Below are 20,820 nucleotides of genomic sequence, written 5' to 3' on the forward strand. Positions count from 1 at the left end.
GTGGGGGGATTATTCCCCCACTGTAACACTCCGCCTAAGGAATATATTTATGGTCTTCGAAGCTACCCTGGTTGCCATCTGGGCATTCTTATGTGGTATCGATAAATACGACGTTGCATTAAATATTCACCGACCATTAATTACTGGCCCGGTGGTCGGCTTAATTATGGGGAATATGGAAATCGGGTTGATCGCCGGCGCCACCCTGGAGTTGGCATGGCTCGGTCTGGTGCCAAACGCCGGAGCGCAGCCGCCGGATGTAACCATGGGCACCATTGCCGCCGTCGCTTTCGCCGTGATGACCGGCCAGTCCCCGGAGGTGGCGATGGGGGTCGGCATGCCGATCGCCGTACTGATGCAGATGATCGTCATCGGCTTCTTCGCGCTGACGGCGTTCACCATGGGGAAAGCAGACGAGTATGCGGAGCAGGCGGATGCCGGCGGGATATCGCGCTTGTTGATCGGCACTATCGTCACGCGTTCGATGCTCTACTTTGTGATCGCTTTCGCCACCGTCTACTTCGGTGAGCATGCCGCCGATTGGATCGACAAAAACACACCGAAAGCGCTGCTGGAAGGGCTGGGTATCGGCGCCAAGATGGTTCCGGCAATCGGCTTCGCCATGTTGCTGAAAATCATGTGGTCCAAGGAGATGGCTGGGGTGTTCTTTATCGGCTTCGTGATGACCACCTACCTCAAGCTGCCGATCATGGCCGTGGCTATCCTCGGCGCGTCTATCGCCGTGTTGTACTACTTCTTCAGCGGTAATAAGTCCAATTCACAGCAGCAGGTTAAAGAGGAATTCGAAGATGGCATCTGAAGTCATTATCTCTCCGGCGCAGGAAGAAACGCGTAAGGCCGCCAGCCTGGTGGACAACGTGGATGCTTATCAGGATGGTGAAGTCCGCAAGGTGATCACCAAGAAGGATCTGTGGAAGTGCGCGTTCCGCGGGCTGTTCATGGAAGGTAACTTCAACTTCGAACGTATGCAGGGCGGTGGCTTTGCCTACTCGATGATCCCGGCCCTGAAGAAGATCCACGGTAATAACCGCGCGGATCTGGCTAAGTCGCTGAAGAACCATCTGCAATTCTTTAACGCCAGTCCGAAACTGTTCACCTTCCTGCTGGGCACCGCCATCGCGATGGAAGAGAACAAGGAGAAGCCGTCGACCATCAACGTGATGAAGGTAGCGGGCATGGGCCCGACCGGCGGGATCGGCGATGCCATCGACCATATGACGTTGATGCCGTTGACGCTGGCGCTGGGGGCTTCCATCGCCATCGATGGCTCCATCGCGGGTCCGTTCGTGTTCTTTATCCTGTATCAGATCGTCCACTTCCTGGTCTACTTCGGCCTGATGTTCATGGGCTATCGCGCCGGTACGGCGGCGATGGTGAGCATGAGCGATGCCACCGAGAAGTTGGCGCGCGCCGCCAACATCATGGGTATCTTCGTCATCGGGGCGTTGTGCGCCACCTTTATCCGCTTCAGTACCACGGCCTCGATAGAGTTGGGCGGCAAGACGGTGGATCTCCAGAGCGCCTTGTTCGACAAGATCATGCCAAACATGCTGCCGTTGCTGTTGGTCTTCTTTATGTTCCGCATGGTGAAGGGAACCGGCTTCTGGGCTAAGCCTCCGGTGCTGATCTTCTCGACCTTGGCGGCCGGCGTCGTCGGCCACCTGATGGGTCTTCTGTAATCGTCGCTCCCCGCGCCATCATCGATGGGCGGGGAGTTTACCAATGAGTCAGTTGTAAGGGTTATTCCATGATTGGTCTTGTCATTTCCGGGCACATCCATTTTGCAACCGGCATGGCCTCCGCCGTGCACGCCATCGCCGGCGATCAGCCGCAGATGCGCTTTATCGATTTTGTTGAATCCATGTCGACCGACGATCTGGAGGAGGCGCTGCGCCAGGCGGCCGATGAGGTCGACGACGGGGAGGGGGTGCTGTTCCTGACCGACCTGCCGGGGGGCTCGCCATGCAACCGCGCGCTGAACGTACTGATGCGCCGTGAGGGCGTTGAGGTGCTGGCCGGGGTCAACCTGCCGATGATCGCCAACGCCGCCTTTGAGCGCGACGGTGCGACGCTGGCGGAGCTGGTGGCCGTTCTGCAGGAGATTGGCGCCAGCAGCGTACAGAATATGCGTCAGACGCTGGAAGCCGCGATGGCCCCCGTCGAATGCGAAGCGAGCGACGGACTGTAAACCATGTTAACCGCCTACCTGGCCGACAGCGTATTTACCCCCCGGGGGATTGAACGGGACGTCGCCGTGCTGGTTGACGACGGCGTGATCACCGGTATCGGTCAGCCGATACCGTCGGGCGCCCGGACTGTGCATCTGCCCGGTCGCAGCCTGTGGCCGGGGCTTGTCGATATACACATTCACGGCCGCGCCGGTGCCGACGTGATGGATGCGACGCCGCAGGCGCTGCAAACCATCGCCGATGCCCTGCCGCAGACCGGTGTGGTGGCCTGGGTTGGTACCACGGTCAGTGCGCCGCAGCAGGATGTCTGCCGGGCGCTGCAGCAGGTCGGGGCGTTTATCGCCGCCGGTCAAGCGCACGGTGCCCGCCTGTTGGGCAGCTTTCTGGAGGGGCCGCACTTTACTGCCCCCTTCAGGGGCTCACACCCGGAGGCGTTTCTGAGCGCACCCGAGGGCGCGGCGCTGGAAGCCCTGTGGCAGGCCAGCGCGGGAACGCTGCTGCGTGCGGCGCTGGCGCCGGAGTCTGCGGCGGCGATGCAGGCCATTACCTGGTGGCGGACGCGTGGCGTAAAGGTTGGCGTTGCCCATACCGCGGCCAGTTTTGCCCAGATCGAAGAGGCCCATGGGCTGGGTGCAGACTGCGGTGTGCACCTGTACAACGGTATGTCTGGCCTGCACCACCGGGAACCGGGCTGCTGTGGTGCGGTGCTGTATCTGGATATGCTGGCTGAGCTGATCGCCGATGGGATCCACGTTAACCCGGTGATGCTGAATCTGGCCTACCGGATGAAGGGCTACCGCCACATCGCGCTGATCACCGACTGCATGCGCGCCGGTGGGCTGGGCGAGGGGCGCTATCGCCTGGGTGCCCAGGAGATCACGGTACGCCGTGGCGAGGCGCGTACCGACGATGGCTCGCTGGCGGGCAGTACCTGCAGTCTGGATCAGGCGGTGCGCAATATGGTCACCCTGGCCGGTGTTCCGGTCTGGGAGGCGGTGCAGATGGCGTCGGCGGTGCCGGCAGCCTATCTCGGCCTACAGGATCGTCTGGGGGCGATCCGTCCCGGCGCAGCCGCCAGTTTTACGGCGGTGGATCCGGCCATGGCGGTGGCTGAGACTTACATTAACGGCGAGTGCGCCTATCGACGTCCGGCCTGAGCGCCGACGGGTGGCGTCGCTTGCCCATACACCACAAGGCGCGGCCATGCCAGCCATGACCGCGGTAAACCGGAGACCCGCGGGGGAGTCATCGCCAGCGCGGAGATGAGCGGGTCCTGAGAGGATAATGCAATGACTGCGATAACACGTGAAGAGATTCTGAGCGATATGCTGCGGGTGTACCGCTATCAGGCGGCTCACCAGACGCGCAGCGTCATACGCCGCAGCGGTAAGACGCGCTTCATCAAGGATACGGACTGGGAGCGCGGAGTGTTCTGGTCCTGCGTGGCGGCGGCCTGGCGGGCTACCGGCGATGTGGCTTATCTGGACGGGGTGATGAACTACACCCTGCATACCGGCTTTCGTACCGGCCCTAACGCCCGCTTTGCCGATGATATGGTGTGCTGTCAGGCCTACCTGGATGTCTATCCCCAGGTGAATCAGCCAGAGGCGCTGGAGCCGACCATCAAGTCCCTGGGGCTGATGGTGGATGAACCGCGTCCGGGGCGCGAGGACTGGTGGTGGTGCGACGCACTGTTTATGGCGCCGCCGGCCTTTGCCGCCCTCAGCACGTGCACCGGCGATAGCCGCTATGCCGACTATATGGATGTCGCTTTCTGGGACGCGGTCGGGCACCTGTACGATGCGCAGAGCGGGCTGTTTTACCGCGATTACCGCTACATTCCTGACGGCAAGGGCGGCGAACTGCGCGAAGAGAACGGTGAGAAGGTCTTCTGGAGCCGCGGCAACGGCTGGGTTCTGGCTGCGGTACCGCGTATCCTGGCGCACCTGCCGACCGATCACCCCAGCCGCCCACGCTATCTGGCGATGTTCAGCGCCCTGGCGGCGACGGTGAGTGACTATCAGCAGGCGGACGGCTTCTGGCGTACCAGCATGCGCGATCCCGGGCGCTTCCCTGCGCCAGAGAGTAGCGCTACCGCGCTGTTCTGCTACGGTATGGCCTGGGGGATCCAGCATGGGATCCTGGATCGCGCACGCTATCTGCCGATGGTTGAGCGCGCCTGGTCGGCGCTGCGCGGCTGCATTCATGACAACGGTATGCTGGGGTGGGTGCAGCTGCCGGCGTTCAACCCGCGCGATGTGAGCGCGGAGCACAATATTGACTACGGCGCGGGTGCCTACCTGCTGGCGGGCAGCGCCATGCTGGCGCTGTATGCCTGATCCGTAGCGTTGAACCTATGGCCCGGCTTAATGTCGGGCTTTTTTTCATTGATTTTCATTAATTCATGGCTCACCGCAGGCGTACCTCTGTGGGTACATCATTTCACTTCATATCTTTCGTTTTTTTTCGTTATTGTGATTTTACGCATCACTTATTTTCTTTATCTTTCGTAAAATAAGAAACATCGTTTTAAATAAGAGTCTCTCCCATGTCGCGTTCTTCGTCACAGCAAGCCCACTTTCATATGATGGCCAAGCCGGCAAGCTATCGCTGCAATTTGCGCTGTAGCTACTGCTTCTATCTGGAAAAAGAGGAGGTGGTGCCGCAGCAGGCCGGCGCGCGCTCGGCGGAAACCATGAGCGATACGACGCTGCGACGCTATGTGCGTGACTATATTCAGTCCCACGCAGGGGAGCAGGTGGACTTTGCCTGGCAGGGCGGCGAGCCAATGCTGGCCGGCCTGCCGTTTTATCAGAAGGCGGTGGAGTATCAGAAGAAATATGCCGATGGCAAGATCATCACCAATAGCTTTCAGACCAATGGGATCGCCATCAATAGCCAGTGGGCTGACTTCTTTGCCGGGAGCGGGTTTCTGATCGGCGTTTCGGTGGATGGACTGGCCGCCGTGCACAACCGCTACCGTATCGCCGCGCAGGGGCAGCCCACGTTTGATCGCGTCTGCCGCGCCATCGAAACGCTGCGCAGCCATCAGGTCGAGTTCAATACCCTGACGGTGGTGAACGATCAGAACTGGGATAAGGGGCGTCAGACCTATGAGGCGCTCAAGGCGCTGGGTTCGACCTTTATGCAGTTTATTCCGCTGGTGGAGGTGGACGCCGCCTGCGGCTGTGGCCATGGCCATCACTATTCACCGCCCGCCTCGCCACAGATGGCACCCTTTAGCGTCCCGGCCCATGGGTACGGCGCGTTTATGGCCGATGTCTTCGATGCCTGGGTAGCACATGACGTCGGGCGCTACTACGTGCGTGAGTTCGACAGCCTGCTCGGGGTATGGATGGGCTATCCGGCCTCGACCTGCGTTCAGTCGGCCACCTGTGGCCAGGCGCTGATCATTGAAGCCAGCGGCGACGTCTACAGCTGCGACCACTTTGTCTACCCGGCCAACCGCCTGGGCAACGTTGCCGATACCTCGCTGGCGACGTTGGCGACGTCGGCGCGCCAGCAGCGCTTTGGCCAGGCGAAACAGGATCGGCTCACGACGCGCTGCCAGCAGTGTCCGGTGCGTCAATTGTGTCAGGGAGGCTGTCCAAAACACCGCATTATGGGGCTACCCGACGAGCGTCACCGGCACAACTATCTGTGCCCGTCCTATCTGCATTTTTTTACCCACACCGCCCAGGCAATGCAGATGATGCAGGCGGTGATCCGGCGCGGGGGTGTAGCGGCGGATGTGATGTCTTTAGGGCGTGTCCCGTAACAGGCCGTGAGCGTCGCTGGTGGTTATTTTAGCCTTGGGCTGGGCTGGGCGCGAGCAGCGAGGTTGGGTGGGCCAAATGCACCGTGAGTAACGCTGTACTGGGCTAACATAGCCCCACCTTCTGGGATGCGTGCCAGAAGTGCGTACACTGCGTTGCCGGGCTTGAACATAGGCCCATGATGTCCTGTGCCCTCCATCCTGATTACGCGCTTCTGGCTTAGCGTTGACGCCGCGCACAGTTACGGGGCACGCCTTGGTTAAGTATGTATAACAACGGAGTTGGCAATGACATTTTTCAGTAGTAAGAAAAAGCAGTTGGCAGGACTGGTGGCCGCTGCCTGTCTGTGCGGTGCCTCGTCAGCGTCGGCGGCGCCGGCAGCCGCGACCGATAGCCGCCCCAATGTCCTGCTGGTGATTATGGACGATCTGGGCACCGGGCAGCTGGACTTTGCGCTGGATGCGCTGGATACCAAGGCGCTGGGCAAACGCCCGGTGGCTGAGCGCTACCAGGGCGATCTGGACAAGATGATCGATGCGGCGCGCCGGGCGATGCCCAACGTGGCCCAGCTGGCGAACCAGGGCGTGAAAATGACCAACGCCTTTGTCGCCCATCCGGTGTGCGGGCCGTCGCGCGCCGGCATCTTCACCGGGCGCTATCCGGCCAGCTTTGGCACCTACAGCAACGACGATGCCATGCTCGGCGTTCCGCTGGACATCACGCTGCTGCCGGCACTGTTCCAGGAAAACGGCTACGCCACCGCCAATATCGGCAAGTGGCACAACGCCCGTATCGATAAGAAGAACTTTGTCGATAAGGCCGATCAGACCCGTGACTATCACGACAATATGATCTCCGTCAGCGAGCCGGGCTATGGTCCGGAGTCGCGTGGTTTCGATTACTCCTACAGCTACTACGCCTCCGGTGCGGCGCTGTGGAACTCGCCTGCGATTTGGCAGAATGGCAAGAATGTTGCTGCGCCGGGCTACCTGACCCACAACCTGACTAACGAGACGTTGAAGTTTCTCGACGATCATCAGGGCAAGCCGTTCTTTATCAGCCTGGCCTACAGCGTTCCCCATATTCCGCTGGAGCAGGCCTCCCCGGCTCGCTATATGGATAAATTCCATACCGGCAACGCCGAGGCGGATAAGTATTTCGCCGCCGTTAATGCCGCTGACGAGGGCATTGGGCAGATTATCGAACGTCTGAAGGCGTTGGGTGAGCTGGATAACACCTTGATCTTCTTCATTTCTGATAACGGGGCGGTGCATGAGTCACCGATGCCGCTCAACGGCATGGATCGCGGCTTTAAGGGGCAGATGTTCAACGGTGGTGTGCATGTGCCGTTCGTTGCCTACTGGCCGAAGCATATTCCGGCCGGAACCCAGAGTAACGTGATGGTCAGCGCCATCGACATCCTGCCTACGGCGCTGAAAGCTGCCGGGATCACCATTCCCGACGCGATGAAGGTGGACGGACGCGACATCCTGCCGCAGCTGAGTGGCAAGGCACAGACGTCGCCGCACCGCTACCTTTTCTGGGCGGGGCCGGGCGCCAAGCACTACAGCGAGGAGAATCAGCCGTTCTGGTTCGACTACTGGAAGTGGATCACCTATGAGGCGCCGATGCCGCCGAAGAACCCCAACCTGGAGAAGCTCTCCCCCTCCTCCTGGGCGGTACGCGACGGAGAGTGGACGCTCTACTTCTATGACGACGGCAGCAATCGGGTGCAGCTGTTCAACGATCGCCTCGACCCGGCGGAGTCCCAGGATCTGGCGGCCAAGTATCCGCAGCGGGTGGCCGAGATGAAGGCAGCCTACCACGACTGGATCAAGACCAAGCCCAAGCCGGTCGCCTGGGGACAGGATCGCTACCATATTCTGGAGCAGTCGGCCCGCAGCTGAGGGGCCTGAGCGGGGCAGCGCCGTATGCGCTGCCATTTTTTTGACTTTTTCTGAGCGGAGGCATCTGCATGGCGCAGAAGAAAATCGAGGGCGCACCGCGCCCGATCATTCCCTATGAGCACCCCGATGCACAGATGTACCTGCGTCTGCTGCGCGAGCGTCTAATCCGTCTGCGCTGGCGTAAGCGCGCCTATACCCGCAACGATGCCACCCTGCGCGCCTGCTTTGCCGACGATAGCCAGCCGCTGGAGCGCCAGTGCGACACGTTGGTGCGCTACGTGGCGGAGGCGTTCGACCGCTACGCGGTGTGGGATTATACCCACGCCTACTACCCCGGCCGTCCCAGCCAGCAGAATGCCCGCACCGACGCCATGGAGGGGTGCAGCCGGGTGCTACCGACCCTGGCGACCTGGCTGCACAGTGCGGCGGCGCAGGGCCGGGATGGCGTCTTGACGGGGCTGAACGGACAGCGCTGGGACATTGCCGAGATGCTGAGCCGGGCGTTTCTGGCCGGCACCGATCCGGCGCATCCCGGCTATTGGGGCACGCTGCACGACTACGATCAGCGCATCTGCGAGAGCGCCGATCTGGCGCTGGCGCTGTGGCTGAGCAAGACGTGGGTCTGGTCGCGCTTCGACGCGCGCGGGCGCGCGCAGATCCTGACCTGGTTTCGTCAGGTGCCGACCCGTCAAACGGTGGACAACAACTGGCACCTGTTCGGCCTGACGGTAGAGGCGGTGCTGTGTGATCTGAGCGGCGAAGGGGAGATAGACCAGCAAAAGTATCAGCGCATCAAGGCATTCTATGTCGGCGAAGGATGGTTCCGCGACGGCGCGCGGGGTAACTATGACTACTACAACGCCTGGGGATTCCACTACTCCCTGTACTGGCTGGATCAGATCGATCCGCAGTTTGACCGGAGCTTTATTCACGACGCCCTGCGCCAGTTTAACGATGGCTACCGTCATCTGATTACCCCCCAGGGGATCGCCTTCTTTGGGCGCAGCGCCTGCTATCGGCTGGCCGCCGCCGCACCGCTGCTGGCGGAGGCCAGCCAGGCGCCGACGGCGCAGAGTCTGGGCAGTGCACGACGGGCGCTGGAGGTGACGCTGCGCTATTTTATCGCCAACGGGGCGATGCGGGCCGGGGCACCGACCCAGGGGCTGTTTGCCGATGATGCTCGTCTGGTGGACAACTACAGCGGGCCGGCCAGCAGCTTCTGGTCGCTGCGCGCGCTGAATATCGCGCTGTACAGCGCGCCGCAAAGCGGGCTGTGGCAGGCGACGTCGCTGCCGCTGCCGGTGGAGCAGGGCGACTTTTCGCACCGGATCGATGCGATCGGCGTGCAGCTCCTGGGCTGTCAGGAGACCGGCGAGAGCGTGGCGCTGTTCCTGCACGACTATACCAAGGCACAGGGCCCCCTGAGCCGCCGCCTGCAGCGTCAGCGGCCGTGGCAATGGTTGCAGGAGAGCCTGACAGGGCGCGCCGAGCGGCCAAAAAACAACCTGCTGCGCAAGGGGGTGACCTGCTACAGTTCGAAAATGGACCTTTACTTTTAGTTTCGCTGGTCAGCATCACACTTTTATTATCTTTTGAATGTTTTCTTTATTTTGTTTTAATGATTAAATGAAAACAGATGAAGATGCGGAGGTGTGACGATGTTTTTGGTTTCTTCCCGGGATATGCTGCTGCAGGCGCAGGCCAAGGGGTACGCGGTACCGGCGTTTAACATTCACAACCTGGAGACCATTCAGGTCATTGCCAAGACGGCGGCTGAAATGGGGTCTCCGGTGATCCTGGCCGGTACGCCCGGTACCTTTAGCTACGCCGGCGTCGCCTATCTGGTGGATATCTGCCGCGAGGCGGCGCGTGAATACCGTATTCCGCTGGCGCTGCATCTGGACCACCACGAGTCCTATGAGGATATCTGTGCCAAGGTGGCGGGCGGCGTCCGGTCGGCGATGATCGACGCCTCGCATCACGCTTTTGCGGAGAATGTGGCCCTGACCCGTCGGGTGGTGGAGTATTGCCACCGTCTGGACTGCACCGTCGAGGCCGAGCTGGGCCGTCTGGTCGGTCAGGAGGATGATCTGGTGGTCGACGCGGCACACGGCAGCTATACCGATCCGGCGATGGCGGCCGAGTTCGCCCGGGCGACCGGCATCGATTCGCTGGCCATCGCTATCGGTACCGCGCACGGCATGTATAAAGAGGCGCCGCGCCTGGACTTTGACCGACTGGCCCTGATCCGCCGTCAGACCGAGGTTCCGCTGGTGCTGCATGGCGCCTCCGGCATCCCGGATCGCGACGTAGAGCGCTGCGTGTCGCTGGGGATTTGTAAGGTCAACGTGGCGACGGAGCTGAAGATCGCCTTCTCTGACGCGGTGAAAGCCTATTTCGCCAGCCATCCCGCGGCGAACGATATGCGTCACTATATGGAACCGGGTAAGGCCGCGATGCAGCAGGTGGTGGAGCAGAAAATCCGCATCTGCGGCAGCGCCGGGCAGCTGTAAGGAGCACTGAGCATGACGAAACGGGTTGCCGTCCTGTTGGCACACGGATTTGAAGAGGGTGAGGCGGTGGTGTTTATCGACATCATGCGTCGCCTGGATATTCAGGTGGAGATCCTCTCCTGCGAGGAGAGCCTGGCGCTGAACAGCTATTTTGAGACCCCTATCCGGGCCGATGCGCTGCTGGCCGATCGCCAAGAGACGCTTTATGACGCGGTGATGATGCCGGGTGGGCCACAGGGCACCGATCGCCTTAACGCCAGCGCTATGGTCTTGGCTTTCTTGCGTCGTCATATCGCCGCCGATAAGTATATCTGCGCATTGTGCTCTTCCGGCGCTAAGGTCTTAGCGGCGCATGGCTTGCTGGAAGGTCGGCGTTATAGTACCGGGGATAAGTTGGCCGAGCGCTTTGCCGATGGCGAATATGTCGATCGTGACGTGGTGGTCGATGGGCGTTTCATCTCCGCCAAGGGGTTGGGCGTCAGCTTTGAATTTGCCTTTACGGTGGCGCGTCACCTCTTGGCCGACAATGTGGCTAAGGTCGATGCTCAGGCCAGCCATATCTATTTTCGTCGCTGGCCACTGTCTGAAGAGTAATTAATTGCCGAAGCGTTTTTAGGGGTTACTTTGACTGCGACGGTATCACCGCAAGGTGATACCGTTTTTTTTATTATAACGCCATTCTTTCTTCTTACTTATTTCGATTGCTTTCTATTTGGTGCTATTTTGTGATCATGCGTAATAAAATGAAAATTTAGCATGCGTAGTATATCCCTACGCCAACGACGGTCTCCGATCGCACCGGCGTCGGCGCTGTGTGGCGTCAATGCGCTATGGCCCAGGTACCATGACGGCAACGCGCGGGTTACCCATCAGTCAATAATATGAAAAGAGTTAAGGATACGATGAACAAGTTAATGTACTTGGCCGCACTCCCATGCTTGTTTTCTGCCTCTCAGTCATGGGCCAATAATTATAAAACCAGCGTTGAATACCGCCATGAGTATCGCGAGGGCGTAAAGAAACATAGTGATAGGTTTAAGGTGTTTTTAGATACCGGCAATCATATCGGCTTCGAGTTCGATGCCCGCTATGGTAACCACGATGATCAAGCCTATGATCAGATGTACCTGAATGGCTCTGAACTGAATGTTTTTTATTATACCGATCTGAATAAAAATACCATGCTGTTGACAGGGAACTCCTTTGACTTTACCTCTGAGGGGTTGGTGCTCATTCCGTTTGTGCGCCTGAACTACACTTTTGATAATGGTTTCTATATCAATGGGCGCTATAAGTGGAAGCTATGGGACTACTCAATGAAGGGGATAGACCAACAGCCTTACCATTCAAAGATCCAGGAGTTTGATACGTTCATTGGCTATAAGTGGGGGCAGTGGAACTTCCAGTATCAGCTGGATTTGATGCGTGAGATGTCCGCCAATGGCCAGCCGCTGTATAACGGTAAAAAGTGGGACTATGCCAATAACTTTAGGGTGGTATATGCCATTGATGCCAACTGGCGGCCCTTTGTCGAAATTGGCGATATTAAGGAGAGCCGCACCAGCGATCGGCGTCAGGGGCGCTATCGTATCGGCCTCAAATATACCTGGTAAGCATATGGCGTCACCGGGGTTACGTGGCGGCGTCACCCCGGTTGGGGCTATTTTTTCCCGTTCAGGCGGTTTTTCAGGTCGGCAAACGGGTTGTAGGTTGCCACGCCTACCTCTTGCTGAGCGTCTTCACCGGCGACCACGCGGGTGCCAAATGCGTCGGCCTCTGTGTATTTTTCGTGCTCATGATCGTGACAATAGAGGCACAGTAGCTCCCAGTTGCTGCCATCGGCGGGGTTGTTGGTGTGGTCGTGATCGAGATGGTGTACCGTCAGCTCACGCAGATTGGAGTAAACAAACTCGCGGGCGCAGCGCCCACAGACCCAGGGAAAAAGTTTTAGGGCCTGTTCGCGGTAGCCGCTTTCCAGTCGGGCATAGTTTTTGGGAATAATAGCCATACGCTGATCTCATCGGGAAAAGGTGTGGCAACTATGGTAGGGCAAAGCGCTGTTGCGATCACCTGACGATTGCCTGTGCGGCGTTAATTGTGCGAATAGGCACCGGTTTTTCCGTTGGGCGGGGGCGCAGCCCCCCGCCGATTGCGTTGATGATTAGAACTGATCCCAGTTGTCGTCGTCGTCATTGCGGGAGGCCGCGGCCGCTTTGGCCGACGGCGCTGCCGGTGCGGTGGCGACGGGCTTGGCACTGACCGATGCCTTGTCTGCCTGTTCGCTGATGCGGAACTGGGAGACAGTCTGGTTCAGATGGCCGGCCTGATCCTCCAGTGCGCCGGCGGCGGCGGCAGATTGCTCCACCAAGGCCGCGTTCTGCTGGGTCACCTTATCCATCTCATTGATCGCCAGAGCTATTTGGGCAATACCACGGCTCTGCTCTTCGGAGGCAGAGGAGATCTCCTGCATGGTGTCAGAGATGTGGTTTACGGAGGTGACGATGTCTTCCATCGCATGGCTGACGTTTTCTACCAGCTGATTTCCCTGATCGACCCGGGTTACCGAGGTGTCGATCAGCCCCTTGATCTCTTTGGCGGCCTGGGCGCTGCGCTGCGCCAGATTGCGCACTTCGCCGGCCACGACGGCGAAGCCGCGTCCCTGCTCGCCGGCGCGTGCAGCCTCGACCGCGGCGTTCAGTGCCAGGATATTGGTCTGGAAGGCGATACCGTCGATGACGCCGGTAATGTCGCCAATTTTACGTGAACTTTCGGCAATTTCGGTCATGGTGCTGACCATCTGACGGGTGATCTCTCCGCCGTTGACGGCGATGGTCGAGGCCTTCTGCACCAGGTCGGTGGCCTCACGGGCGCTGTCGGCGTTGTTTTTCACCGTGCTGGAGATCTGTTCCATGCTGGAGGCGGTCTCCTCAAGCGAGCTGGCCTGCTCCTCGGTGCGGCTGGAAAGGTCGTTGTTACCGGCGGCAATCTCCTGCACCCCGGTAAAGATATTTTGGGTTCCGGCGCGAACCGAACCGACCATGTGGGCCAGCTCGTCGCGCATATGGCGCAGCCCCTGCATCAGCTGGCTGATTTCGTTATCGCCGTGCGTCTGAATATCGATGGCCAGGTTGCCGTGGGCAATCTCAGCCTGGTAGGCGATCACTTTCTGGATACGGGCGATGATATGGTTGCGCACCCAGTAGAGCACCAGGGCGGTCATCACCAGGAACAGGATCATAAAGCCGATGGTCAGCGGGATCATCTGACGGTAGTTGGCTGCCGCCGCCTGGGAGGCCGGGTTGATGATCTGGTTGGCGACGTAGTCGGATGCCTCATCCAGAGAGGCCATAAAGCCGCTGCTGGAGCGGTTTTTCAGCACACTTTGAAAGCTGGCAACATCGTTGTTCTGCAGGAATTCGATCATCGTGACCAAATCGGCGCGCGCTTTACCATACAGACCGCGCACTTTCTCGGCGCGGCCATTATCGTGGCCGCTGCTGAGGGAGAGGCTGTAGAATTTCTCCATATCTTTATCGACGTGGTTGAGTTTCTGCAGCAGGTTGCCGAGGGAGACGTGGGCATTGCCTTCCTCGTTGTGGATGCTCAGTGCCAGGGCATCCTTCATGATCTCTTCACGGATCTGGGTAATGGAGGCATAGGCACGGTCCATCGCCATAATTTGGTTGAAACCGCTGGAGATTTGATCGAGGCGGGAGTCGGTGCTGGAGGCATCGCGCAGGCTCCAGATGCCGGAAAAAATCTGCAGGCCGCAGAACAGTGCCAGAACGGCCATTAGTCCCCGTGAAATTTTTAATCGTTCAAACATTATCTAACCTGTCGTGAGCAGTAATGGAGTTAATGTCCGGCGCGCAGAGGTACCGAGGCCGGAAAAAGGTGTGCTATTACTGTCGGTTGATAATGTAAAAACTTTAATGGTTTAGCTGATTAATTAAATGTGGTGTGTAAGGATAACGTGGCAATCTGCCCGCAGCACGATACGCATTGATCGTACTGCGTCAGGATAAAGCGGCCCCGATTAATCGCCAAACAGTGCGGGATGAAGGTCGCCGTTCAGCAGGTGCTCTCGCCACCACTGTGCGGCGTGTCCCGCCTTGGTGTGGCGCCAGCCGACGTAGGCTGCCTCGTGTGCAGGGGTAAATGTCAGGGGGGGCGCGCTGAGGCGACGCTGTGTCAGGTAGGGACGTATGGCATGTCGCGGCAGGTAGCCGATCCCTGCGCCGCTAAGCAATAGGCTGATTTGGTATGCCGGATCATAGACCACGATATGTTGCGGTGTCTCCTGCCCCACGGTGGCGGGGCTGACAGCGAGCCTATCACCCATTACGATGGTTCGCTGCTCTCCGAGCTGATCCGGCGTCAGCGGGTGCCCGCTGCGGCTCAGGGGATGATCGGGCGTCATCGCCAGCAGGGTATCGATATAGCCCAGGCTTTGATAGGTATAGTCGCTATTCTCCGGCAGCAGGGGGGCCGTCCCAATGATGATATCAGCCATAACGCCGGGCTCGCCGCTTTGCCCGTTATGCGTTGGTGTATGGGGCATCAGGTGCAGACGGGTATGAGGGTGTGCCTGAATGAAGGCACCGATAACCGGGTCGAGAGTGTGCGGCAGGATGTAACCCTCCAGCGCAATGAAAATCTCCATTTCCCAGCCTGACTCCAGCAGCGTCGCCTGTAGCTCCAGCTCCTGCGCCTCGCTCAGCAGGCGGCGCCCCTTTTCCAGAATGATGCGTCCAGAACGGGTAAAGCGTGCGCGATGGCCGCTGCGGTCGAGCAGTTGCAGATTCAGGTTGCTTTCCAGCTTTTGCACCATGTAACTCAGGGCGGCGGGGGTTTTATACAGCGACTGGGCAGCCGCCGCGAAGCTGCCGTGTCGATCCAGCGCATCGAGGATCAGCAGTACCTCCAGATTTATACGCATGGGCGGCTCCGTCCGGGGTGCACCGCGTGCTGACGGCCGACCCGCTGTTCGTCGGGCGTGAACAGGGTATGACCCGTCAGAAAAATATGGGAATTGCATACGGTCAAACGCCGATTTATTTTTCTATTCGATGCTATAGATAAAAGAAAGATTTTCATCTTGCCATAACGCAAATTAACTGTCATATATCCCTTTGAATGGCTATGCAGATATATCTGTATATTTATCTTGGTTTGGTGAGTAAAGACAAAACCGCAGGTTATTATTTGCGCGGGTTGATTAATATTTTGCCGCCTGTGTAATAAATCTTATTTTGTTTTTATTCTAAATAGAAAGTGTTAATGAACTCTCCAGTAAATATATGCTAATTATTAATTAAGTGCGATGCTATTGGCTGCGTTGCAGAGAATTGTCTTTTCTATTTTGTCCAGTCGCTCATTGGTAACATGAAAAATATGTTGTGGACGATGCCGGAACACGGGCCACCCTGGGGCGTGTACCACGCAGTGGACGACATTTGTGCTGTGTCTGTGGCATAATGTGAACAAAATCACGTTAACCTATTGAGATTGTGCTGTGCTGATAAGTAACAACATCACCATGCAGTTTGGCAGTAAGCCGCTGTTTGAGAATATTTCTGTCAAATTTGGCGGTGGAAACCGCTACGGCCTGATCGGCGCTAACGGCTGCGGTAAGTCGACGCTGATGAAGATCCTCGGCGGCGATCTGCAGCCGACGGCCGGGAACGTCGCGCTGGATCCGAATGAGCGTCTGGGTAAGCTGCGTCAGGATCAATTCGCCTTTGAAAAATACAGTGTGATCGATACGGTCATCATGGGGCACCAGGAGCTGTGGGCGGTGAAAGAGGAGCGCGATCGTATCTACGCGCTGGCGGAGATGAGCGAAGAGGAGGGATACCGCGTCGCCGATCTGGAGGTCGCCTACGGTGAAATGGACGGCTACAGCGCCGAGGCCCGCGCCGGTGAACTGCTGCTGGGCGTCGGCATCCCGGTCGAACAGCACTATGGTACCATGAGCGAAGTGGCGCCGGGCTGGAAGCTGCGCGTGCTGCTGGCGCAGGCGCTGTTTTCCGATCCGGATATCCTGCTGCTCGACGAACCGACCAACAACCTGGATATCGATACCATCCGCTGGCTGGAGACGGTGCTGAACGAGCGCAACAGTACCATGATCATCATCTCCCATGACCGCCATTTTCTGAATATGGTGTGCACCCATATGGCCGATCTGGACTACGGCGAGCTGCGCATTTACCCGGGCAACTATGATGACTATATGACGGCGGCCACCCAGGCCCGCGAGCGCCTGCTGGCGGATAACGCCAAGAAAAAGGCGCAGATCGCAGAGCTGCAGTCGTTCGTCAGCCGCTTTAGCGCTAACGCCTCTAAGTCGCGCCAGGCCACCTCGCGCGCCCGTCAGATCGATAAGATCAAGCTGGACGATGTGAAGGCTTCCAGCCGTCAGAACCCGTTCATCCGCTTTGAGCAGGAGAAAAAGCTGTTCCGCAACGCGCTGGAGTTGACGGACCTGAGCAAAGGCTTCGATAACGGCCCGCTGTTCAGCGGGGTAAAGCTGCTGCTGGAGGCCGGCGAGAAGCTGGCGGTACTGGGGACTAACGGCGTCGGTAAATCCACCCTGCTGAAAACCCTGGTTGGCGATCTGACGCCGGACGCCGGCGGCGTCAAGTGGGCTGAAAACGCCCAGATAGGCTACTACGCGCAGGATCACGAGTATGAGTTTGAGCAGGATATGACCCTGTTCGACTGGATGAGCCAGTGGCGCCAACAGGGCGATGACGAGCAGGCCGTGCGCGGGTTCCTCGGTCGTCTGCTGTTTAGCCAGGAGGATATCAAAAAGTCGGTTAAGGTGCTCTCCGGCGGTGAGAAGGGGCGTCTGCTGTTCGGTAAGCTGATGATGCGCCGCCCCAACGTCCTGGTGATGGATGAGCCGACCAACCATATGGACATGGAGTCGATCGAGGCGCTGAACATTGCGCTGGAGCTGTATCAGGGAACGCTGATCTTTGTCTCTCACGACCGCGAGTTTGTCAGTTCGCTGGCGACCCGGATCGTGGAGATCACCCCGCAGAAGGTGGTGGACTTTGGCGGCGGCTACGAAGAGTACCTGCGCAGTAAAGGCGTCGATGAGTAAACGAACGGCCCTGTGGGGCCGTTTTTTTTCGGGGCACTGCGGCGGCAGTGCGCGCGTTGTCGCACGGCTGACGCCGCGCGATGCTCTGTTTTGTCGGAATACACCTATGGGGAGAGTGAACGCCAGTGTGTTAGGCTGTTACCCGTTTGGCGCATCGCGCACAGGATAAATAAGGATTTGATGATGAAGACATTCTCTATGATGATGGCGGGCATGATGTTAGCTGCTTCTTCTGTGAGCGCCTGGGCCGACCCGGTGGATCTCAGCCGCCAGCCGCTGGATAAGGTGGCGCCCTATCTTCAGGCAGAGCAGGGCATGACGCGTCAGGTTATCTATCTGCCTCCGCGCGCCGACGAGGAGTCGCTGCGGGTTGAGCTGTTGATCGGTAAAACGCTGCAGGTCGACTGTAACCGTCAGCGCCTGATGGGGCAGTTGGAAAGTAAGACTCTACAGGGTTGGGGATACGACTACCTGGTGATGGATAAGGTCAGCGGACCAATGGGAACGCTGATGGCCTGCCCGGACAGTCAGCGTCATCCGGCGTTTGTGACGGTTCACTTAGGCGACAGTGCGCTGCAGCGCTACAACAGCAAGCTACCGCTGGTGGTCTATGTGCCGCAGGGGGTGCAGGTGAAGTACCGCGTCTGGCAGGCCCAGCCGACGGTGATGGACGCGCAGATCAAATAACGTGTGGTGGTGGGCCGCTGGAGCCCGCTGCGATGGGGCGCCCGGGCGCCCGGGCGTCAGGCGGGTGATAGCGCGACGCAGCGATCCCCGTCCGCTTGCTGGCGATAGCTGCCGGGGGACGTGCCGTAGCGGCGTTTAAAGGCCCGGCTAAAGGTTTGCTGGCTATCAAAGCCGTACTGCAGCATGATCTCCATAATCTTCTTATTACTGCGCTGTAGCTCCGCCGCCGCCCGGATCAGACGGCGTTTGCGCACGTAGGCAGCCAGGCTGTAACCGGTGACCTCTTTAAACAGGCGCTGCAGATACCATTTGGAGTAACCCGCCCGTTCGGCGATATCGTCGATCAGAATACGCTTGTCCAGATTTTGTTCTATCCACTGAATTAATGCATCAACCAACAGCTGGTGTTGTCCCTGGGTTGTCATTGGGTGTCCCTCATCGCAGGCGTCGTGTACCTGTCTCCATAGTAGCGGAACAAAAATAGAGAGACTTATACAAAAACTAAGGCTTCTTGTTGTTTTGTAAAGAAACGTCAGCCAGATATTTCCAGGCGTAATAATCGCGGCAATACGGAGAGAATGTGGCGAACGCCGGCGAAGGTCGACCCCCGCCGGGCAGTGACTAGGCGGTGGCGCTGGCCAGTTTACTGGCGAAGCCGAGGAACATCAGGCCGACCATGGAGTTCCCCAGGCGGGCCAGGCGCTGCTTCTGTCCCAGAAAGCGGGCCAGCGCGGCGCCGGAGAAGATCAAAAATGTCATGTAGCAGATGCTGATACACTCCAGGATGGTCGCCAGGATTAAAAACGAGAGCCCGGTGTGAGCATAGTTTAGGTCGATAAACTGCACGAAGAAGGAGACATAGAACAGTATCGATTTAGGGTTGGTCAGGCTTAGCGTCAGCGCCTTACGGAAAGTATGGCTGACCTCGACGCGCTCCTCGTTGCTCTGACGCGGGGTATGGCGCAGGGCTGAATAGAGGATTTTTATCCCCAGATAGAGCAGGTAGAGCGCCCCGAGCATTTTGATTAGATTAAACAAAAACGGGGAGGAGCGGATCAGCGAAGCAATCCCTAAATAGGCCAGGAAAATCAGGGCACCATCGCCTATCAACACTGCGCTGGTGGCCTTATATCCTTCACGGATACCGCCGGTGATTCCGGTCTTGAGGACGAACAGTGTATTGGGACCTGGAACCAGAATGATGAATATCGTGCCTAGTATATATGTCCATATGTTAAGCACTCCAAAGCTTTCTAACACATAAACCTCGCTATAATTAGTTAATTATTCTTAATTATCAACTTGATGATGTTCGATTATTCTACACACTTTATACGTTGAATGGCAGAGGCAAGATGCAGGTTGTAGGGCGTTTCGTTGTGGCCTCTTATCCGGCGTCACCCCATCGCCAGACCGGGCTTTGCACGGCCTGGCGGGACAGGATTTCTGCGTGGTGCCCGGGTGGGACGCTAGGCGGTACAGCTGTCGACACTGGTCAAATGGTAAGTGCTGTGCAGATCGATCATTGTTGTCAGGTGGGCGTTGGCCTTCATCATCGCCTTGGGACGCGATTCAGCGCTGATGACAAAGGCGCCTTGCTCTTTGCTGGCGGTGGTTTTCCCGGTATTTTCCTCTCTCAGGGTGAGAATACGCTCATAACGGCAGAGAAACTGTTGCATGTGTAGCCTCGAATGGATCGTCGACGGGAGGTGACATCGCCACGGATGGCGGGTGCTCCCCGGCCCGAAACGCAGAAAAGCACCGTGCGTTGAAAAAATGAATGTCGGAGCGGTTGTGCGCCACCGCGGGGTACTTATGGGAAGCTGGATATAATTTATTTTTTTTAACATATTATTACCGACTTCGACCCGACGTGCTCCAGCGTGCGGTGTGCACGGACGATAGGAGGTGTTCCGCCGCTTCGCGGGATACTATTTAGTCTAATCATTATTGCGTTAGCGAACATATATATTTCTGAAATGGGTTGCAACCCGCCAGTATTGGCGGCATTTGTTCGGCCGCTTGCGTAAGCGTTGGAATACATTTGTGGATATGCTTATTTACGCAAACTTTCACCACATCTATGCGGAGGGGCGCAGTGAAATCCGGATTCAGTCGGCGGCCGTGTGGAATATTTGTACAGCTGATCTGCATAAAATTCCATAATTAGCAAAACTTATAACGATAAGCTGATTACGACAAATTCTATTATTAGCGTTAATTTCTGGGTTTTTACTTGAACGCAATATTTTATCGTGAGATTAATGGGGCGTCTTAGAACCAAAAGGTATAGGTTCTGTTTAATTCAAGGAGAAATATTATGTTGACGGCAATTTATTCTGGTGTTCGTGGTTCGATGCGTTGGGCTCTTATGCCGATCTATCGTGGGCATGGTGATTATACTTTATTGTTTACGGTGGTTTTTTTCTTTGGTATGAGCCTGGTTCGTTCAATGGCCTGGGGAGAAATGAACAGCTGGTATCATGTATTTATTAATATTCCTCTGCTGATGATTGCTTATGCGCTGGCCTGGACAGTGGAGCACGCCATTAAGGAGTAACGGTTTATTAAACAGGTAAGGGTTGATTTAATAACCTTCAACACAGTCTTCGGACG

General features: G+C 57.8%; 20 protein-coding genes. 14 read left to right on the forward strand and 6 right to left on the reverse strand.

Annotated elements, in window-relative coordinates; all coding sequences use genetic code 11:
* Window positions 1–49: 49 nt before the first annotated feature.
* The 11 genes from agaW (at window position 50) to EIEH_RS03555 (ending at window position 12,019) form a co-directional block, all read left to right on the forward strand.
* A complete protein-coding gene (gene agaW, locus EIEH_RS03505) occupies window positions 50–820 on the forward strand; it encodes a PTS N-acetylgalactosamine transporter subunit IIC (protein ID WP_005288753.1) in 771 nt (256 codons plus the stop codon).
* Window positions 810–1,700, forward strand: a complete 891-nt coding sequence (locus EIEH_RS03510) for a PTS system mannose/fructose/sorbose family transporter subunit IID (protein WP_015872079.1) — start codon at window positions 810–812, stop codon at window positions 1,698–1,700. The genes agaW and EIEH_RS03510 overlap by 11 nt, the downstream gene beginning before the upstream one ends.
* Before the next feature lie 68 nt (window positions 1,701–1,768).
* Window positions 1,769–2,209 (forward strand): PTS galactosamine/N-acetylgalactosamine transporter subunit IIA, encoded by a 441-nt coding sequence (agaF, locus tag EIEH_RS03515; protein ID WP_015872078.1) that lies wholly within the window; start codon window positions 1,769–1,771, stop codon window positions 2,207–2,209.
* A gap of 3 nt (window positions 2,210–2,212) precedes the next feature.
* On the forward strand, window positions 2,213–3,367 hold the full coding sequence (gene nagA / locus EIEH_RS03520) for an N-acetylglucosamine-6-phosphate deacetylase (protein ID WP_015872077.1): 1,155 nt from the start codon (window positions 2,213–2,215) through the stop codon (window positions 3,365–3,367).
* A gap of 132 nt (window positions 3,368–3,499) precedes the next feature.
* The gene (locus EIEH_RS03525; protein WP_015872076.1) at window positions 3,500–4,549 is read left to right on the forward strand and encodes a glycoside hydrolase family 88/105 protein; all 1,050 of its coding nucleotides are present in this window, start codon (window positions 3,500–3,502) and stop codon (window positions 4,547–4,549) included.
* Between the two features lie 209 nt (window positions 4,550–4,758).
* Window positions 4,759–5,988 (forward strand): anaerobic sulfatase maturase, encoded by a 1,230-nt coding sequence (locus EIEH_RS03530; RefSeq protein WP_015872074.1) that lies wholly within the window; start codon window positions 4,759–4,761, stop codon window positions 5,986–5,988.
* A gap of 285 nt (window positions 5,989–6,273) precedes the next feature.
* Window positions 6,274–7,893 carry a sulfatase family protein gene (locus tag EIEH_RS03535; RefSeq protein ID WP_015872073.1) on the forward strand — a complete coding sequence of 540 codons (1,620 nt, stop codon included), beginning with the start codon at window positions 6,274–6,276 and terminating at the stop codon, window positions 7,891–7,893.
* A gap of 68 nt (window positions 7,894–7,961) precedes the next feature.
* The gene (locus EIEH_RS03540; protein WP_015872072.1) at window positions 7,962–9,452 is read left to right on the forward strand and encodes a DUF2264 domain-containing protein; all 1,491 of its coding nucleotides are present in this window, start codon (window positions 7,962–7,964) and stop codon (window positions 9,450–9,452) included.
* A gap of 99 nt (window positions 9,453–9,551) precedes the next feature.
* Window positions 9,552–10,406 (forward strand): tagatose bisphosphate family class II aldolase, encoded by an 855-nt coding sequence (locus EIEH_RS03545; protein ID WP_015872071.1) that lies wholly within the window; start codon window positions 9,552–9,554, stop codon window positions 10,404–10,406.
* A gap of 12 nt (window positions 10,407–10,418) precedes the next feature.
* Window positions 10,419–11,000, forward strand: coding sequence for a DJ-1/PfpI family protein (locus EIEH_RS03550; protein WP_015872070.1), 582 nt, complete (start codon window positions 10,419–10,421; stop codon window positions 10,998–11,000).
* Between the two features lie 320 nt (window positions 11,001–11,320).
* Window positions 11,321–12,019: an oligogalacturonate-specific porin KdgM family protein gene (locus tag EIEH_RS03555; RefSeq protein ID WP_233434145.1), complete on the forward strand. Its 699-nt coding sequence runs from the start codon at window positions 11,321–11,323 to the stop codon at window positions 12,017–12,019.
* A 47-nt stretch (window positions 12,020–12,066) separates the two neighbouring features.
* Here the strand turns inward: EIEH_RS03555 and yajD are convergent, their stop codons facing one another.
* The 3 genes from yajD to EIEH_RS03570 form a co-directional block, all read right to left on the reverse strand.
* Complete coding sequence (gene yajD, locus EIEH_RS03560; protein WP_015872068.1) at window positions 12,067–12,414, reverse strand: HNH nuclease YajD; 348 nt, start codon at window positions 12,412–12,414, stop codon at window positions 12,067–12,069.
* A gap of 153 nt (window positions 12,415–12,567) precedes the next feature.
* Window positions 12,568–14,232: a methyl-accepting chemotaxis protein gene (locus EIEH_RS03565; RefSeq protein ID WP_015872067.1), complete on the reverse strand. Its 1,665-nt coding sequence runs from the start codon at window positions 14,230–14,232 to the stop codon at window positions 12,568–12,570.
* 210 nt (window positions 14,233–14,442) lie between these two features.
* A complete protein-coding gene (locus tag EIEH_RS03570) occupies window positions 14,443–15,345 on the reverse strand; it encodes a LysR family transcriptional regulator (RefSeq protein WP_015872066.1) in 903 nt (300 codons plus the stop codon).
* A gap of 576 nt (window positions 15,346–15,921) precedes the next feature.
* Between EIEH_RS03570 and EIEH_RS03575 the strand changes: the two genes are divergently transcribed.
* Together EIEH_RS03575 and eco are read left to right on the forward strand one after the other, a co-directional pair.
* Window positions 15,922–17,517, forward strand: coding sequence for an ABC-F family ATPase (locus EIEH_RS03575; RefSeq protein WP_012849345.1), 1,596 nt, complete (start codon window positions 15,922–15,924; stop codon window positions 17,515–17,517).
* Window positions 17,518–17,700: 183 nt separating this feature from the next.
* Complete coding sequence (gene eco / locus EIEH_RS03580; RefSeq protein ID WP_035608695.1) at window positions 17,701–18,204, forward strand: serine protease inhibitor ecotin; 504 nt, start codon at window positions 17,701–17,703, stop codon at window positions 18,202–18,204.
* Window positions 18,205–18,260: 56 nt separating this feature from the next.
* Here the strand turns inward: eco and EIEH_RS03585 are convergent, their stop codons facing one another.
* The 3 genes from EIEH_RS03585 to EIEH_RS03595 all read right to left on the reverse strand — a co-directional run bounded on the left by EIEH_RS03585 (window position 18,261) and on the right by EIEH_RS03595 (window position 19,883).
* The gene (locus tag EIEH_RS03585; RefSeq protein WP_015872063.1) at window positions 18,261–18,629 is read right to left on the reverse strand and encodes a helix-turn-helix domain-containing protein; all 369 of its coding nucleotides are present in this window, start codon (window positions 18,627–18,629) and stop codon (window positions 18,261–18,263) included.
* 196 nt (window positions 18,630–18,825) lie between these two features.
* Window positions 18,826–19,464 carry a leucine efflux protein LeuE gene (gene leuE / locus EIEH_RS03590; protein WP_015872062.1) on the reverse strand — a complete coding sequence of 213 codons (639 nt, stop codon included), beginning with the start codon at window positions 19,462–19,464 and terminating at the stop codon, window positions 18,826–18,828.
* 209 nt (window positions 19,465–19,673) lie between these two features.
* On the reverse strand, window positions 19,674–19,883 hold the full coding sequence (locus EIEH_RS03595) for a hypothetical protein (RefSeq protein ID WP_015872061.1): 210 nt from the start codon (window positions 19,881–19,883) through the stop codon (window positions 19,674–19,676).
* A 641-nt stretch (window positions 19,884–20,524) separates the two neighbouring features.
* Between EIEH_RS03595 and EIEH_RS03600 the strand changes: the two genes are divergently transcribed.
* Entirely contained in the window at window positions 20,525–20,764 is a 240-nt protein-coding gene (locus EIEH_RS03600; protein ID WP_035608698.1) for a hypothetical protein, read from the forward strand.
* Window positions 20,765–20,820 lie beyond the last annotated feature (56 nt).

Source organism: Edwardsiella ictaluri ATCC 33202 (genome assembly GCF_000264785.1).
GTDB lineage: Bacteria > Pseudomonadota > Gammaproteobacteria > Enterobacterales > Enterobacteriaceae > Edwardsiella > Edwardsiella ictaluri.